This window comes from uncultured Aquimarina sp. (genome assembly GCF_947492965.1).
Classification (GTDB): domain Bacteria; phylum Bacteroidota; class Bacteroidia; order Flavobacteriales; family Flavobacteriaceae; genus Aquimarina.
This window is the reverse complement of record NZ_CANLOZ010000001.1, coordinates 878159-894909: the sequence shown is the minus strand read 5'-3', so window position 1 is coordinate 894909 and position 16751 is coordinate 878159. Positions and strand designations below refer to the sequence as shown.

General features: G+C 33.6%; 9 protein-coding genes. 6 read left to right on the top strand and 3 right to left on the bottom strand.

Annotation, left to right across the window (positions count from 1 at the left end):
* Positions 1-18 precede the first annotated feature (18 nt).
* The 3 genes from Q1B37_RS03790 to Q1B37_RS03780 are packed head-to-tail and all read left to right on the top strand — an operon-like array spanning position 19 to position 5010.
* Positions 19-2433: a hypothetical protein gene (locus tag Q1B37_RS03790; RefSeq protein WP_299895616.1), complete on the top strand. Its 2415-nt coding sequence runs from the start codon at positions 19-21 to the stop codon at positions 2431-2433.
* 5 nt (positions 2434-2438) lie between these two features.
* Entirely contained in the window at positions 2439-3407 is a 969-nt protein-coding gene (locus Q1B37_RS03785) for a family 16 glycosylhydrolase (protein WP_299895613.1), read from the top strand.
* A gap of 25 nt (positions 3408-3432) precedes the next feature.
* Positions 3433-5010 carry an MFS transporter gene (locus Q1B37_RS03780; RefSeq protein ID WP_299895610.1) on the top strand — a complete coding sequence of 526 codons (1578 nt, stop codon included), beginning with the start codon at positions 3433-3435 and terminating at the stop codon, positions 5008-5010.
* Positions 5011-5130: 120 nt separating this feature from the next.
* Here the strand turns inward: Q1B37_RS03780 and Q1B37_RS03775 are convergent, their stop codons facing one another.
* The 3 genes from Q1B37_RS03775 to Q1B37_RS03765 form a co-directional block, all read right to left on the bottom strand.
* Positions 5131-6645, bottom strand: coding sequence for a hypothetical protein (locus Q1B37_RS03775; protein WP_299895608.1), 1515 nt, complete (start codon positions 6643-6645; stop codon positions 5131-5133).
* 434 nt (positions 6646-7079) lie between these two features.
* A complete protein-coding gene (locus Q1B37_RS03770) occupies positions 7080-8225 on the bottom strand; it encodes a formylglycine-generating enzyme family protein (RefSeq protein ID WP_299895605.1) in 1146 nt (381 codons plus the stop codon).
* Positions 8226-8442: 217 nt separating this feature from the next.
* A complete protein-coding gene (locus Q1B37_RS03765; RefSeq protein ID WP_299895602.1) occupies positions 8443-10101 on the bottom strand; it encodes a sulfatase in 1659 nt (552 codons plus the stop codon).
* A gap of 271 nt (positions 10102-10372) precedes the next feature.
* Between Q1B37_RS03765 and Q1B37_RS03760 the strand changes: the two genes are divergently transcribed.
* From Q1B37_RS03760 to Q1B37_RS03750, 3 genes are all read left to right on the top strand, one after another.
* Positions 10373-11419, top strand: coding sequence for an aldose epimerase family protein (locus Q1B37_RS03760; protein WP_299895599.1), 1047 nt, complete (start codon positions 10373-10375; stop codon positions 11417-11419).
* A gap of 167 nt (positions 11420-11586) precedes the next feature.
* Complete coding sequence (locus Q1B37_RS03755; protein WP_299895596.1) at positions 11587-14865, top strand: Ig-like domain-containing protein; 3279 nt, start codon at positions 11587-11589, stop codon at positions 14863-14865.
* Between the two features lie 247 nt (positions 14866-15112).
* Positions 15113-16507: a sulfatase gene (locus Q1B37_RS03750; protein ID WP_299895594.1), complete on the top strand. Its 1395-nt coding sequence runs from the start codon at positions 15113-15115 to the stop codon at positions 16505-16507.
* Positions 16508-16751: the final 244 nt, after the last annotated feature.

The window sequence follows — 16751 nt, the reverse complement described above, 5'->3', positions numbered from 1 at the left end:
CAGCCAAACAACTATAAAGTGCCATATTTCAGAATACTTATACCAACAATACCTAAAGCCTTAACAAAATACGCGCTCTTTATTTTACTAATCTCTTTTTCCAATTGTAAGCAAGAAGAAATCACTTATGAAAAAGAAGCATTGAGTAAAATAGAAATACTCGAAAAGTTAATGGATAAAGCCAAAAGCAAAGCAATAGATGTTACTCGAGAAGAAACAACTTTGTGGTTTGCTAAAGAATTTCTAAAGTTTGCTAATTGGGATGAAACTAATAATGATGCGGTAGAAAAACTTTTTGGGTATTATGAAAAATATGAAACCGACAAAATAAAATTAGCCGATGAATTGCCTGATTTTGAAAGAAAAAAGGTTATTGAAATAATAGATATTGGAATTAAAAATTTAAATGACCTTTTAGATGGTACTATAACAAGAAAGGCAGCTCAAAAAATAGATTGGCAAAATATTACAGTAGAAGACAACAGATTAGTAAATAAAGGTAGACCCATTTTTTTGCATGATTACTTTTCTAAAACTGTTGGAGCACCATTGACAGATACCAATATTTATAATGATCATTTAGGAGCAATTTATCATACTGGGAGTCATTTATACGAAGTAAATAAGGATAGACCAAGTAATCCCTATATGCTTAATGAAGATGGTACTTTTGATGAAAAGTTATTGAGCTATATCACTGAAGTTCCAGATACAAATATTGGTTTCCTACTACTCTGGAACATGGGAGTTCCTGATTGGATGAAGAAAAAAGAACCAGAAATTGAAAAAGGTAGATCATTATTTACAGGATTTGATGTTGACAATCCGCTGTTAAGAGAAGTTTGGAGTAAAGTCATAAAAAAAACCGGAGAAGTTACTAAAGGTAAAAAAGTAACCGACCTAGGATATATTTTATCTAACGAACCTCATTGGTTTTCAGAAAAAGGACATTGGACATACAAATTCCTAGAAATGAATTCAATTTCTAGCTATACACTAAATAAATTTAGAAGTTGGCTTTCAGAAAAATATAAGAATGACATCAAAACATTAAATACGAATTGGGAAAGTAATTTCAATAGTTTTGAAGAAATTACAGTCGAAATTCCAATGGATAAAGCAAAACGCGACACTCCATTATGGTATGATTGGTGTAGATATAATATGGATAGAGGAATTGAGTGGTTTACTTTTTTACAAAATGAATTACGATCCGTAAACCCTGAGGCTGATACGCATATAAAAATCATGGCAAAACTGTTTGTAGATGATTATCGTTCTCATGGAATCGATTACGAGGCCTTAACAGAATTAACCTCTATGATCGGTGACGACGCTAAAATTACTGGAGGAAGAAATTATAGATCTAAAAAACCAGAAAAGTGGGAAGAAAAATATGCCTACTACTGGAGTGAATTGGCACATTCATATGATTTCCAGGAATCTGTTTCTCCTAACAAAATTCATATCAATTCTGAGGGGCATTTTTTATCCACCTCAGGATGGAGAGAATTAGATACTCCAATTGATTATGTGCGTAGTAGTTTTTGGTTAGCAACATTACATGGAATGGATGCTAGTATGTCCTGGTTTTGGGCGCGAGATGCAGATGGTTCTCCAGAAGATCGATTAGAAGGAGAACTAAACTTTTTTGATCCAGCATTAGCAGGTTCTTATGCAGGTTCTGCAAATATGCAGCCTCATGTGGTAAATGAAGTTTCTCAGGTGATGTATGATCTAAATAGTTTTTCTGAAGAAATACTAGCATTAAGAGATCAAAGAAGACCCTTGCGATTATTCCATTCCGAAACATCGGCTATCAATAAAAAGCATCATATGACAGAACATTCTGAATTATATGAATCTTTATACTTTGAAGGTTTAGCAATTGGTTTTGCCACTGAAAAGATCATTACAAAACAAGATCACTCTAACTGGGATGTTATAGCTGTCTACAAAACTGAATTTGTAACCGACAAAGAATTTGATGCGCTACAAAGCTATTTAGACCAAGGAGGAACTATTATTATAGACAGTTCAAACAGTTTATCAAAAAACGAATATGGGCAGTTACGCAACAAGCAATTATCCTCAGGTACTGGAAAACTTATTTATGCAGAAGAAAACAATCTTGATAGTTTTAAAAAATTAGCCATGATTTCGGTTACTGATAAAATATCTAACATCAAACTTTCTGAAAATAATGGCACGAATAACAAAACCTGTACATGGAGAATTACAGAAAAGCCAAAGGGAGAAGGATATATCATGACGATTATCAATCTAGGAAAAACCACCTCAGATTTAAAAATTAGTGACGACAACAATACTTCTTTCAGCATAAAAAACATGCTTAATGGTCAGGAATTAGATGCGAGCTTTAAACTCTCTTCTAAGGGAGTGTTGCTTTTACATATCTTAGAAAGCAAATAAGATCAATGAAAACAAAAGTACTTAGTGTTTTATGGGTAGGTTTAACTTACAGTTTTTATGCCCAAAATCAAACTGTATTTCCATTATCTGATTCGGAAAATAAGGGGAATTGGTCATTAAATACTGAGGTAAGTGATGAATTTAACGACACGGAAATTGACGAAGAAAAGTGGTATATCGTAGGGAAGTTTAAAGATGGAAAACCATTTTATAAACACCCTGACAAACCCAACAAAAAGGTTTGGAAAGGAAGAGCTCCTTCACAGTTTTCTGGTCGAAATTATCGTTTAGAGGATGGTATTTTAAACCTTGAAATACGATGGGAACCTAACTTCCCTTTTAGTGATGAAATACGAGTTCCTTTTTTTGGTGATCCCATGCCTTATGAAAATATTACCACCGCCTGTTTTATTGGTAGACGAGAATTTAAATACGGATATATTGAAATTCGGAGTAAATCAGCAGATACTCAGGTTACCAGTGCATTTTGGTCCACAGGTAATAAGATAGAAATGGATTTTTTCGAGTCCTTTGGTGATGGAATTGGACCAGAAAAACAACATCTAGATAGTGAATTATGGTGGTCTATTCGTGATTGGAAACATCTAAAGGGAAAACCTACCTATACAGAACGTAAAGATCTTGGTTTTAGAATGGCTGAAGATTTTCATGTCTATGGTTTTGAATGGAATGAAAAAGGAATTACCTATTATGTCGATGGGAAATTAATTTCCCAAGTCAGTGCAGCACAAGTAACGGATTGGGCAATAGCCAATAGAGAAGTTGATAAAAATTATAAAGGATATGTAGCTACCGTTCCTATACATTTGTGGTTAGATATGGAGATTTTTCATTGGCATGGATATCCTAAAAGTAAAGAAGAATTAGAAGCAAACAGTCCTGCAAATCAGAAAGAGGACGGAATTGTGGATTATAAAATAGATTACGTTCGCGTTTGGCAAAAACGAGGATAAATAAACCTTTTTACAAAAGATAATTATGGATAAGCAAAAAAGGAATGCCTATATCTATGCGACTATTGTGGCATTAGGAGGATTTGTGTTTGGTTTGGATGCAGCACTTATCTCAGGAGGATTTAAGTTTATTACTTCAGAATTTAATTTAAATGAATGGGAAATAGGCGCCATAGGTTTTGGACCTGGATTAGGAGTGTTAATTGCATTACCCTTATCAGCATGGTCTAGCAATAAATACGGAAGAAAAACTACCTTACAGATAATAGCCTTGCTTTATATCATCTCGGCTATTGGATCGGCTTTAGCAACTTCTTTTACTACCCTTTTTGCAGCTCGATTTTTAGGAGGTTTAGCCTTTAGTTCCATAACATTGGCATCCATGTATATGGGAGAAATTGCACCAGCAGATCAGAGAGGTAAATTGGTCTCTATGCTACAAATTAATATAGGAATAGGATTCTCTGCAGCATATTTTATCAATTATTGGATTTTACAACAAATGTCTTCAGACGCCGAATGGGTACAAACCATACAGTTAAATGAAACAGGATGGCGTTGGATGCTAGGGATTGAAATTATCCCAGCCTTGTTGTGGTTTGTATTATTATTTAAAATTCCAAAAAGCCCTGCTTGGTTGATTTATAAAAATAGAATCGAAGAAGCAAAAAAGTCTTTATTAAAAGTATACCAAGCAGAAGAAATCGAAAGTCATGTTATTGAAATGAAAGAAAGTGTAGCTATTTCTAATACAAACAGATCTGTAGGATCTCAATTATCAGAGATTTTTGGTAAGCCTATGAGAGTCATTTTGATCATTGGTCTTACTTTGGCCATAGTGCAGCAGTCCACAGGTATCAATGCGATTATGACGTATGCCTCTACGATGTTCGAGCAGCTTGGATTAGGAACTGACGGAGCATTTGCTAGTGCTATATGGCTAGGTGTTATAGGGTTATTAGCTACCATTTTTTCATTGGTGTTAATTGATAGAATTGGAAGACGTCCTTTGGTTATTGGTGGTCTCTTCTGGATCATCATAAGTTTAGGAATGTGTGCTTACGGTTTTAATCAGGCAACATATACGATTACAGAAGAGTCTGTAGCTAAAATGGGTGAAATTCCCGAAGCAGAAAAATTACAAGTATTAATTGGAAAAGAATATACTACTGATATCGAATTCAAAGAAGCTATCAAAGAAGTTATAGGTGTAGCTGCTGCACGTGATAATTCGGGTAGTTTATTAAAAGAATCTGCACACTTAAACGTATTGTTAATATTATTAGGTATTTTAAGTTTTGTAGCTGCCTTCAATTTTTCGATTGGTCCTATTATGTGGGTATTGTTTTCAGAAATTTTCCCAATACATTTGCGTGGAATTGCAATACCATTATTTGCTTTAGTATCTAGCACGGTAAGTGCGTTAGTACAATTCTTTTTTCCATGGCAACTAAGCAATATGGGAGCTAGCACCATCTTCATATTTTATGCCGTTATCGTATGTATAGGTTTGATTATTCTCTATAAATTTTTACCAGAAACCAAAAATATGACCTTAGAAGAAATTCATAGTAAACTGCAAAGAAAGTCATCATCATCTTAAACTTGTTCTATTATTCAAGTTTTATGAAAGTATTTTTGATATAGTTCAGAATATTCCAGTAATAAAAAAGGCTGTCTAAATTTTTTACACAGCCTTTTTGTCATTTACGTAAACTCTACTTTAATTACAATCTGGATAGTTTCCTGTAGCTGCTTGAATACTACTTGGGCTATTAGCACATTTAGGTTGTGTACTATCATTTACATTCTGAATAAATCCATCTGGAAAATTATTCCATTTCTGTCCAGTTATTCTCACTCCATCACCTATACTTATTCCAGCAGAAGGACCAATGTATTCAAATCCTTTAAATAACCCATAGCTGGCTCCTGGATCTGTCATCTTATTCCACTGATTGCAAGGAACAAACTTTAAGTGCTTTTGTTTTAGCTTAGCTTTGGTTCCATAATTAGCTACCACTTTACTTGCAGTTGGATTTTCAAACTTCCCAGCTTTCAAATTTCCTATTTGACTGGTGATATAACCCGATCTATTAGGATAATCTAAAATTTCTGGTGATAAATTCACTGCCCATTGTGTGCCATTATTACGTTTAAAAGCATTTTCCCTAAAAGCTCTACCGGTAAATCCTGCAAACTGAGCTTTTACGAAATCTTGGAACTGCGTTCTTCCTGCATCTGTAAGAGGAAATGCTCTTTGTGAATCAAAAATAGCTAGTGTTCCTTCGTCATATCTAATAGTAAAACCAGAGCTTGTACTGGTAATTCGTCTAGCCTTCACTTTTCCATTTTGTGCAAAATGAGGAGACAACATCAAAGAAGACAAACCTCTACTATTATGAATACCATCTGCAAAAATATCTTCCACACCACCATCTTTTGTTCCATTTTTAACATCATTTTTCATGGATCTATCATCTGTCTCTAATCGTAATGTAATTCCTCCTTCACATCGAAGATTTTTAAATAATATATTACTGCAATTGTAGGTCTGAACTAACCCATAACCTGTATGAGAACCGGTTTGACTTATGTTTTCAATGATTCCATTTTTAGCTCCAGGTTTTCTTTCAGATGCACCAGAAACATGGATCATCAGAATTGAGTTCAAAATACTTCTACGATCTTTAATATTAAAACGAGATAATTTAAAATTGTCTACTCGCCCAACTCGAGCTGCCGCTATAAATTGGTTCGTAAATCTAGCATCACACATATCTATGGTAAATCGACCTCCTTTACCAACGATACTAACATTCTCTAGACGAGCACCATTTTTACTTGCTCCAATATTAAAAATAGCTCCCCTATTCATATCTGGTTTAATAATGGTGCCAGCAGCAATTTCTAAATGTATATTGGATTTCAGTACAACTTTACCCCAAGTATAAGTGTTCTGTGGAATTTCTATAATTGCCCCATCTTTTTTATTTCGATTGATAAAAAGATTTAGTTCTGCACTCGTACTACCATCAAATCGCACTCTTTTTATATTCGGTGGTGGAGGTGTATAAAAATTTCCTGAATTAAAATTTGGCGGACTTTTATCTCCATCTAAATCTTGACTAATAGTTTCTTGAGATTCGTATTCTTCTATATTATCAAATGAACAGCTAGCGAGTCCTAAAAAGATAAGTAAAAAGCAAGTTTTTTGTATAATTGATTTGATATTCATCATTTCAAAATTTTGTGTCGCAAATCTTCAAACAAAGCATAGATTGTCCACTTCAAATCTATATTAATTTGAAAATCTAGTTTTTAAATAATGTTATTTATAAACAAGGAAAGTAATCAGTGTTAAGAATTGTACATTCTCTACACTTTGCTATGAAAAGTTTTTCTGTACTTACGACTTTAGTTAATATAAGTTTGTGTTAAATAAGATTTTGAGCAAGTCGACATTGCAATTAATTATTGTGTAAAATTATTTCAAAAATGTTACAGCTAATGAAATTCATTTACCTCAAGCAAGCACTATCTTATCTTTCTTTGAGAAGTTGATAATTCAACCGTTAAAAAACAATTAAAAACGTTATAAAAATGTCAATAAAACTAGAACTATTAATGGCTCTAGTAAGGTGTTTTATGATATATCCACATAGAACTTTACTAATTTGTTCCAGACAAAAGTTGATCTATACTAATCACAGTTCTAAATCCTATGTGATCTGTAGAAGAATCTGGAGCGGCATTCATTCTTGCTGATAATCTATAACTAGCGCAATAGGAATCACTACATAGAAAAGATCCACCTCTTATAACTTTTTCAGAAGCATAGGGATTCGGAGGATTTAAAGGTTTTATAGCTCCTTTTGGGTTAATCGAAAGATCTTGATCGGTAAAACTCTTGTAATACTCAGTATTATACCAATCTTCTGTCCATTCCCAGACATTCCCTGCCATATCATATAAACCATATTCATTAGAAGGATACTTCCCTACTTCCATTAGATGTTCTGCCCCATCAGCACGATCATTGTAAACAGGAAATTCTCCTGTCCAAGTATTTGCATACGCTGTTAACTTTGATTTATCATTTCCCCAGAAAAAAATCATATTCTCCTTTCCACCTCGCGCAGCATACTCCCATTCAGCTTCTGTAGGTAAGCGTCTGTTCGCCCATTCGCAATACGCTTGTGCATCTTCTAATGCAATATGTACTACCGGATTTTTGTCTTTACCATCTATAGAACTCCCAGGACCAGATGGATGTTTCCAGTTCGCTCCAATTTTCCAATACCACCATTGAGAATAATTCCTAAAATTTGTAACGGATGATTTTGTTTTTTTAAATACTAGAGAACCAGGCTGTAAAACAGAATCGTGAGGTTTTGGAGTATTTGGAGGCAATTGTAGTTTCAATTCCTCCCAATCCACTGATCGTTCAGCAAGTGTTATATATCCAGTTTCTTCGACGAACTTTTTAAATTGGCCATTAGTAACCTCTACAGAATCCATAAAAAAACTGTGTATAGCAACTTTATGTCTAGGTTTTTCATGATTCATTGCCATTATATCGCTATCTACCGCACCTTGATAAAAAATTCCTCCAGGAATCCACTTCATTCCTTTAGGAATGGTAACATTTTCAGGCAAATCGGTAATTAAATCTAGAAGTTGATAATCATCTGTTTGATTTTTTATCTCTGAAGAACGGTCTATATCAGAATCTTTTGTCTTTCTTTTACAGCTTGTTTGAAGACACACAAATAAAAGAGACATACATATTAGACCAAAAAATAATTTCAATTTCATCTGTTTATATTTTATTTTTCTTCAATTGTCAGATGGAATTCACCAATAATCATTTCTATGGATATTACCTTATTATCATGGTTTATTTCATATTTGATTTTTTGAATATCAAACAATTGTAGTTTCATATTTCTATATCAAAACTTCAATTTAGCTCTCAAATGTATGGATCTATTTCAAATTATCAGAGATGTTCGTTCGATGTTTTTACCCTTCATCATTCATTAGCTTGGTTTCCTTTCCACCCTGCTTCCAGTTGCTTTAATAGTACTGAAACAGTTTCTGGGTTTTCCATAGCGATATTCATGGTTTCTTCAGGATCATTTATATGATCATACAATTCCACGAATATTGGAGCTTTATTCTTGTCCTTGTAATCCTTCCATGCGATTAATCGGTACTTTTGAGTTCTCATAGAATACCCCATAAGATTCTGCTCAAATAGTGTTCTATCCCATTTTTCTTTTTGTTGTTTTTTAATACGTTCCTCTACATCAATAATCAAAGGACCAAAATATGTTTCTCTCATACCTTGCGATAGTGGATTGGCAGCCCATTCTCGTAAAGCTGGAGAAGGAAACTGACTAAAGGCTGCTTTTTTCCATGATCTGTTAGGATTATTTATTAGTGGAACAAAACTCTGTCCTTCTAGATGTTCGGGATTTTCTAAACCTGCTAACTCCACAAGGGTGGGGTACATATCTACTAACTCTACCAATGCTTCCGTGGATCTCCCCTTACTACTATCTAGCATATTAGGTGCACTTATAATCATAGGAACTCGTGTGGATATTTCATAATTGGTAGCTTTACCCCAAATTCCCATCTCTCCCAAATGCCATCCATGATCACTCCATAGCAAAATAATAGTGTTTTCTCTTAAGCCTAGTTCTTCTAAAGTTTGAATTACTTTACCTACTTGAGCGTCGATATAGGTAACAGAACTTAGATATGCATGCTTTAATACTCGGGCTAACGAGTCATTAATCTTTCCTTTTTTAGGGATACCACTTCTCACTCGTAATTCGAATGATGGATGTAATCCCATCTCTGCACCATTTTCAGGACCTTTAGTCTGTGCAGAAAGTTTAATTTTTTCTGGGTCATACATATCCCAATATTTTTTGGGAGCCAACCAGTCTAAGTGAGGCTTTTTAAAACCAACTCCCAAAAAGAAAGGCTTATCCGGATTTTTTTCCTTCAACTCCTCAAGGGTTTCTGTCGCTAATAAGGCATTATACCCATCTTCATAAAAATAATCCGGAACATCAGCTTTTTCATATGCAGGTCCTTTTCCTAAACCTTTACTAGCAGCATCTTTACCGTATTTTGCAATCATATCAGCTTTGTTTTCCTGATACATTTTTTGGTTTTCAAAAAGTGCAAAACCTCCAGGTGTTATTTCTCTTTTAAACTTCATTCTTTCCGTTGCAGGTTCCTTACTCCAAGAAAGTTTAGCGTCACTAAATGATGGTTTATGATAAATCTTACCTATTTGAATAGTTTCATACCCGTTGTTTTTAAAATGCTGAGGTAACGTAACGATATTGGGATTTAAATCCCTGAAATAGGCATAATTTTCTATGACACCAATCGTCTCTGGTCTGGAGCCTGTCATTAGACTTGCTCTAGAAGGACTGCAAATAGCCTGTTGTGTATACGCCTTATTAAAACGTAATCCATTAGCAGCTAAAGCGTCTATATTTGGTGTAATAGCAATATCAGATCCATAACACCCAAGTTCTGGACGAAGATCATCTATCGCGATAAACAAAATATTCGGCCTTGTATTTTGTTGGATATCTTTTTCTACAGTTTCTTTTTGTTTACAACTAATAAGTAGTACTAATACTATGATAAGATGAAGTAATCTCATGAATAAACATTTTGTGTGGTTTTTCTTTTGAAAAATTTATATTCAAAATAATACATCCAACGAAGGTAATTATTGCCGATAGACCCCAAAGCTCATAAATTAACCTTTAACTGCATTAAGTTAACTCTTTAATCCGACCTATTTAGTATTCCTAGTATCATTGAAAAAACAAATATTAAGCTACAGTTGTAGATTAAAATTATTACCGATATACATCTTCGAGATATTATTTAAACGTCAATTTTTCTAAAGTACAATTAAACTAGTCAAAATGCGCATCGAAAAAAACATAATTGGTTTCAGAGAAGGTAAAGAAATCTATTTATTTGAAATGTCAAATGACAACAATGTTTCTATTAAAATAACAAACTATGGCGCAACCATAACCTCGATCATCACTCCGGATCATAAAGGGAACCTGGAAGAAATAACTTGTGGTTTTGACTCTGTAAAATCCTATTTTTCGGAAGAATATTTAAATAACAACCCTTATTTCGGAGCTACTATAGGAAGATGTGCTTCTAGAATTGAAAAAGGTGCTTTCAAATTAGAAGGAAACATATACAACTTACAAGAAAATGACAGAGGAAATCATTTACATGGAGGAACTAATGGATTTGATAAAAAAATATGGCAAGCATCCTATGAAGCTAATAAAAATAGCTCCTGTATAACAATGAAATTAAAAAGTTATCATTTGGAGCAAGGATATCCAGGCAACTTAAATATTGAAGTGAGATTTGAGCTAAATAATATAAATGAACTAAGCATTTCTTACTATGCGGAAACCGATAAAACTACTCCAATATCTTTAACGAATCATACCTATTTTAATCTATCTGGTTTTAAAGAAGATATTGCTAATCATAAAGTACAGATTAATTCAGATCATATTTTAGAACTAGATACTTTTGGGATTGCAAACGGAAATAAAATTTTATTAAACCAAAAACCTGGAGATTTTAGGGAAGAAAAACTATTAGGAGATGCTATGAAGTTTTTGGAAAAAGGATATGACCATTATTATCTATTTGATAATAATTTTTTACTTCATAAAGTGGCTACTTTTTTTCACCCATCCAACAAAAGAGCATTGGATATTTCCACCACAGAACCAGGAATGCAATTTTATACAGGATATTATATTTCGGATAAATTAAAACGCGAAAACGGAGATCAATATGGGAAATTTACTGGATTCTGTTGTGAAACTCATAGATATCCGAATGCTCCAAATCTGGATAACGCCCCTAAAAGCATAACGTATCCAGAAGATCCATATAGAAGTCAAACTGTTTTTAAATTCTACACTTATTAATTTTTTAAATCAATAGAAGACTTAAAAACTCCTTCACACCAATTAAAATTAGTCAAAAATACAAAGGGGTTAAAATAATGTAATAACTGGTTAATTGGGAACTCACTATAACGTTATAGTTGATTTAGATTTGTGCGCTAATATTTAACGCAAACTCAACCAACAACATGAAAAAAAATGTTATTACAACGATGCTGTTATGCCTGCTTGTATTACAATTATATGGGCAACAACCGGCAATAACTACTAATGCCAATGATGTATTTACCTTAGTGGATGATATGTCTGATGAATTTGAAACTGGAGGTATTAATTGGTCTGGAAAATGGGAACAAAATAATAACCTCCCAAACATTGCTGCATGGAATTTAACCAACAGCTCCAACGTATCACAAGGAGACTATTTCGATAGAGGTTCTGCTAAAATTACCGCACGATATAATGGAGTAAATCCTGATGGAACATCCATTGCTATAAATGGTAAATTTTACAATGCTGGATGTCTTCAATCTAAACAATCATTGCCTCCTAATTTTGAAGGATATATTGAAGCTGTTATTAGAGGAGCCGATATCGACAATCCAGATCCACACCCTTTTAATGGCGGTATTGATAAATCAAGAGGATTATGTCCTGCTTTTTGGTTATACAGCAAATTCTTTGATAACAACCCTGCTGATGGAGGAGTTGTTTACACAGAAATCGATATACAAGAGTTACAACAACATGATTTCTATGATGGTGTTCAGGATGGTGTTGAAGACACAGAATCTAACTTACATATCGCTTTTAAAAATGGTAACGGAAGAAGATGGGTAAGACCAAAACAAAATCCTGATGAACAATTAAACAAATATTCTCTTGGTTTTGATCCTCGTGACGATTGGCATACTTATGGATGCGAAATTACACGTGACGAAATTCATTTCTTTGTAGATGGAAAAAAAGTCGGTAAAACTTTAAAAAACACTCATTGGGGTAAGTTACCTTTACGAGTAATTCTATCGCTAGGTATGAGAGTACCATTTGTAGATTTCGGAGGAAATGCATTCACTTCATTTGATCCACAAGGTGAATATCCAAATAATCAACGTCTAAAAACTCTTGCAGAAAGAGCTAGAAAACAGTTGGGAGAATTGCCTGAATCCATGTATGTTGATTATGTAAGAGTATGGAACAAAACAAGTTCTAATACAAACACTCCTCCAGAACTTGTAATTACAAGTCCTTCTTCTAATCAGCAATTTGAGCAAGGAGAAGAAATAATCATAACTACAGAAGCCTCTGATGCTGATGGAAGCATCACCAAAGTAGAATTTTATGACGGTAATCAATTATTAGGATCCAAAACGGCTATTCCTTATGAATTTACGTATACAGGAGCTCCCCAAGGAAACAGAAATATAAGAGTCATCGCTTATGATGATCAAGGAGAAAAAGCTGAAGAATCAGTGGTTATTACCATTAATTCTATAGATAACAATCCGCCAGCAAACGGGCAACCAGTAATAACTACTAATCCTGATGATGTATTTACCTTAATAGAAGACATGTCTGATGAGTTTAATAGCGGTGGTATCAATTGGTCCGGAAAATGGGAACAAAATAATAACTTACCCAACATTGCGGCTTGGAATTTAACTAATAGCTCTAATGTATCCAGAGGAGATTATTTTAATAGAGGTTCGGCTAAAATCACAGCACGATACAATGGAGTAAATCCTAATGGAACATCCATTGCTGTAAATGGTAAATTCTACAATGCAGGATGTCTTCAGTCTAAACAATCATTGCCTCCAAATTTTGAAGGATATATTGAAGCCGTTATTAGAGGAGCAGATATTGATAATCCAGATCCACATCCTTTTAATGGTGGTATTGATAAATCAAGAGGATTATGTCCAGCCTTTTGGTTGTACAGCAAATTCTTTGATAACAACCCTGCAGAAGATGGTGTAATTTATACTGAGATTGATATCCAGGAATTACAACAACACGATTTTTATAATGGAGTTCAGGATGGTGTAGAAGACACAGAATCTAACCTACATATTGCTTTCAAAAATGGTAACGGAAGAAGATGGGTAAGACCGAAACAAAACCCTGACGAGCAATTAAATAAATACCCTCTTGGTTTTGATCCTCGCAAAGGTTGGCATACCTATGGTTGTGAAATTACGCGTGATGAAATTCATTTCTTTGTAGATGGTAAAAAAGTTGGAAAAACTTTGAAAAATACACATTGGGGTAAATTGCCGTTACGAGTAATTATGTCTTTAGGTATGAGAGTACCATTTGTAGACTTTGGTGGTAATGCATTTACCTCATTTGATCCACAAGGCGATTATCCAAACAATCAAAGATTACAGACTTTAGCAGAGAGAGCAAGACAGCAATTAGGAGAATTACCTGAATCTATGTATGTTGATTACATTAGAGTTTGGAACAAAACTAACGCTGATAACAACACTCCTCCAGAACTTACAATTACAAGTCCTAACGCTAATCAACAATTCGATTTCGGAGATGAAATTATCATTAGAGCGGAAGCTTCAGATGCTGATGGAAGTATTTCTAAAGTAGAATTCTATGATGGCAATCAACTCTTAGGTACAAAAGCAAGTGCTCCATATCAATTCATCTATACAAATGCTGCTGAAGGAAATAGAAACATAAGAGTGATCGCTTATGATGATGAAGCAGAAAAAACTGAAGCATCCGTAAGCGTAATAGTTAATCCTACAGATAACGTTCCTAACCCTACAGGAGAATTTTTCATTGTACATAGAGCAACAGGTAAAAAGCTTAGAGCCGTTAACAATCAAAACGGTTCAGAAATAAAGTTATCTCCTGCACGTAATATTAGTAACTGGGTGAAATGGAAAAAAGTAAATGGTGATAATGGTTGGTTCTATTTCCAAAATGTTAAAACAAAAAAATATTTTAGACCAAAAGGAGCGAATGGAGAGGATGGAAATATTTTAGAGCAACAACCCAATACATTTACTGGTGCATGGACACAATGGAAAGAAATACCTTCCAATAACAGTTTTGTTTTTTTACGTAATAGAGCTTCTGGGAAATACATAAGACCTAAAACAAATAAAAACAATAGTGTAATAGAACTAAGACCTAATACTGAGATTAATAATCGAACCCAATGGAAACTAGTTCCTGTTAAATCTACAACATCGCGAATTAATGAATCAAATATTGAGATATATCCAAACCCTGCAGAAGATATTGTAACAATAGAATTGGATGATTTTGATGAAACTAATACAAAAGTAACCGTTATTAGTATGATTGGTAGTGTCGTTTTAACACCTCAATCAATTACAGAAAATGAAGTTGTTCTAGATGTGAGCAGATTGAAAGAAGGTATTTACTTTTTGAAAATACAAAACGGTACTCGTACTATTTCTAAAAGACTATTAATTAAATAATTCTGTAAAAGTTCGGCATAGTGACTCAACTAAGTTCATTTTCTCTTTGGAAGAGGAAATCATACCTGAAGCGAGTATTTTCATTACAAATCATCGTTATTTTTATTTTGCTCCCAATAATTGTAAAAATACTAAAATCAACAGCTTTCAGGTTATACACAAGCTATGTCGAACTTTTTTAAGTTAACATTTTACATATTACCAAAACCAAAAAACGTTGTAAATTTCAAAATTTAATAATTGCTACATGAAGTACAAGTTCTTTTTTTTAATTGCCATTTTATCGATACAATTGATCGAAGCGCAAAAAAAACCAAACATCATATTATTTTTTGCAGATGACGCTGGGTACGCTGATTTTGGTTTTCAAGGGAGTAAGGTCATGAAAACACCAAACTTAGATAAACTGGCAAAAAAAGGAGTTGTTTTTTCTCAAGGGTATGTAACCGACGCTACTTGTGGACCTTCTAGAGCTGGTCTTATCACTGGGAAATATCAACAAAGATTTGGATATGAAGAAATCAACGTGCCAGGATATATGAGCGAAAACTCTGCTTTATTAGGTGACGACATGGGATTACCTTTGGATCAAGTAACCATGGCAGATTATTTGAAAAGACTTGGATATACCAATGCATTATTTGGCAAATGGCACCTAGGAGATGCAGATCGATATCATCCATTAAAAAGAGGATTCGATGTGTTCTATGGTTTTAGAGGTGGAGACCGGAGCTATTTCAAATATGATAATTTAGCTGGCATTCATCACGACAAAAAAATAGAACGTGGTTTTAGAAGTTATGAAGAACCTGAAACCTATGTAACAGATGCTTTGGCAGATGAAACTATAAACTTTATTGAGGCTAACAAAAATAAGCCCTTTTTCGTGATGTTATCTTTTAATGCTGTACATACACCAATGGAAGCAACAAAAGAAGACTTAGCAAAATTTCCTAATCTTACCGGAAAAAGAAAGGAACTTGCTGCAATGACACTAGCTATGGATAGAGCCTGTGGTAGAGTTTTGGATAAACTAAAGGAACTTGGTTTAGATCAAAATACCATTGTAGTATTTTCTAATGATAACGGTGGACCTACCGACAAAAATGCTTCTGATAACAAGCCATTAAGTGGGACAAAATCTAATCACTTAGAAGGAGGTTTAAGAGTACCTTTTGTTTTAAGCTGGCCAGATAAAATTAAAAAAGGCAAGCACTATCATTATCCTGTTAGTACTTTAGATTTATTACCTACGTTTTATAAAGCAGGTGGAGGAAATATTAAAGACCTTACTGATATTGATGGCGTTGATCTACTTCCTTTTGTTATAAATGAAAAGGAAAAAGCTAGACCTCATAAAGAATTATACTGGAAAAAAGATGTTAGAGCTGTATTAAGAGAAGGTGATTTTAAACTGATTCGATATCCCGATAGATTGGCAGAACTCTACGATCTATCAAATGATATCTCAGAACAAAAGAATCTCGTGAATGTTTACCCTGAAAAAGTAAAAACAATGTTCAAAAAAATATTTGAATGGGAACTAACACTAGAACGTCCATTATGGTTACTAAAAAGAAAGTTCGAAAAATATGATATCGATCGTATGGATAAATATCGAAATGGAAGTTCGAATGATTAAAGAACCAAATACCGAGTTTTTCCAACAATACTTTATATCTCCAAATAAAATCCATACTAATTCTAGTATGGATTTTTTATTTATAAGCTTAACCGAGGTTTGTATCTCACGTTACTCCTATTCTCAGATAAGCAATTAAAATATTTACAGAAATACATTATCGCTCATTTTTTTAAACTAAAAAATTAGTTCAAACTAAAAATTTAGTTATATTTGTCTTTTAGAACTAAAGATTTAGTTTAAT

Bases quoted from the DNA above. Each gene is read 5' to 3' on its own strand.
- Q1B37_RS03785 (WP_299895613.1), top strand. From the start codon at position 2,439: ATGAAAACAAAAGTACTTAGTGTTTTATGGGTAGGTTTAACTTACAGT.
- Q1B37_RS03780 (WP_299895610.1), top strand. From the start codon at position 3,433: ATGGATAAGCAAAAAAGGAATGCCTATATCTATGCGACTATTGTGGCA.
- Q1B37_RS03775 (WP_299895608.1), bottom strand. From the start codon at position 6,645: ATGAATATCAAATCAATTATACAAAAAACTTGCTTTTTACTTATCTTT.
- Q1B37_RS03770 (WP_299895605.1), bottom strand. From the start codon at position 8,225: ATGAAATTGAAATTATTTTTTGGTCTAATATGTATGTCTCTTTTATTT.
- Q1B37_RS03765 (WP_299895602.1), bottom strand. From the start codon at position 10,101: ATGAGATTACTTCATCTTATCATAGTATTAGTACTACTTATTAGTTGT.
- Q1B37_RS03760 (WP_299895599.1), top strand. From the start codon at position 10,373: ATGCGCATCGAAAAAAACATAATTGGTTTCAGAGAAGGTAAAGAAATC.
- Q1B37_RS03755 (WP_299895596.1), top strand. From the start codon at position 11,587: ATGAAAAAAAATGTTATTACAACGATGCTGTTATGCCTGCTTGTATTA.
- Q1B37_RS03750 (WP_299895594.1), top strand. From the start codon at position 15,113: ATGAAGTACAAGTTCTTTTTTTTAATTGCCATTTTATCGATACAATTG.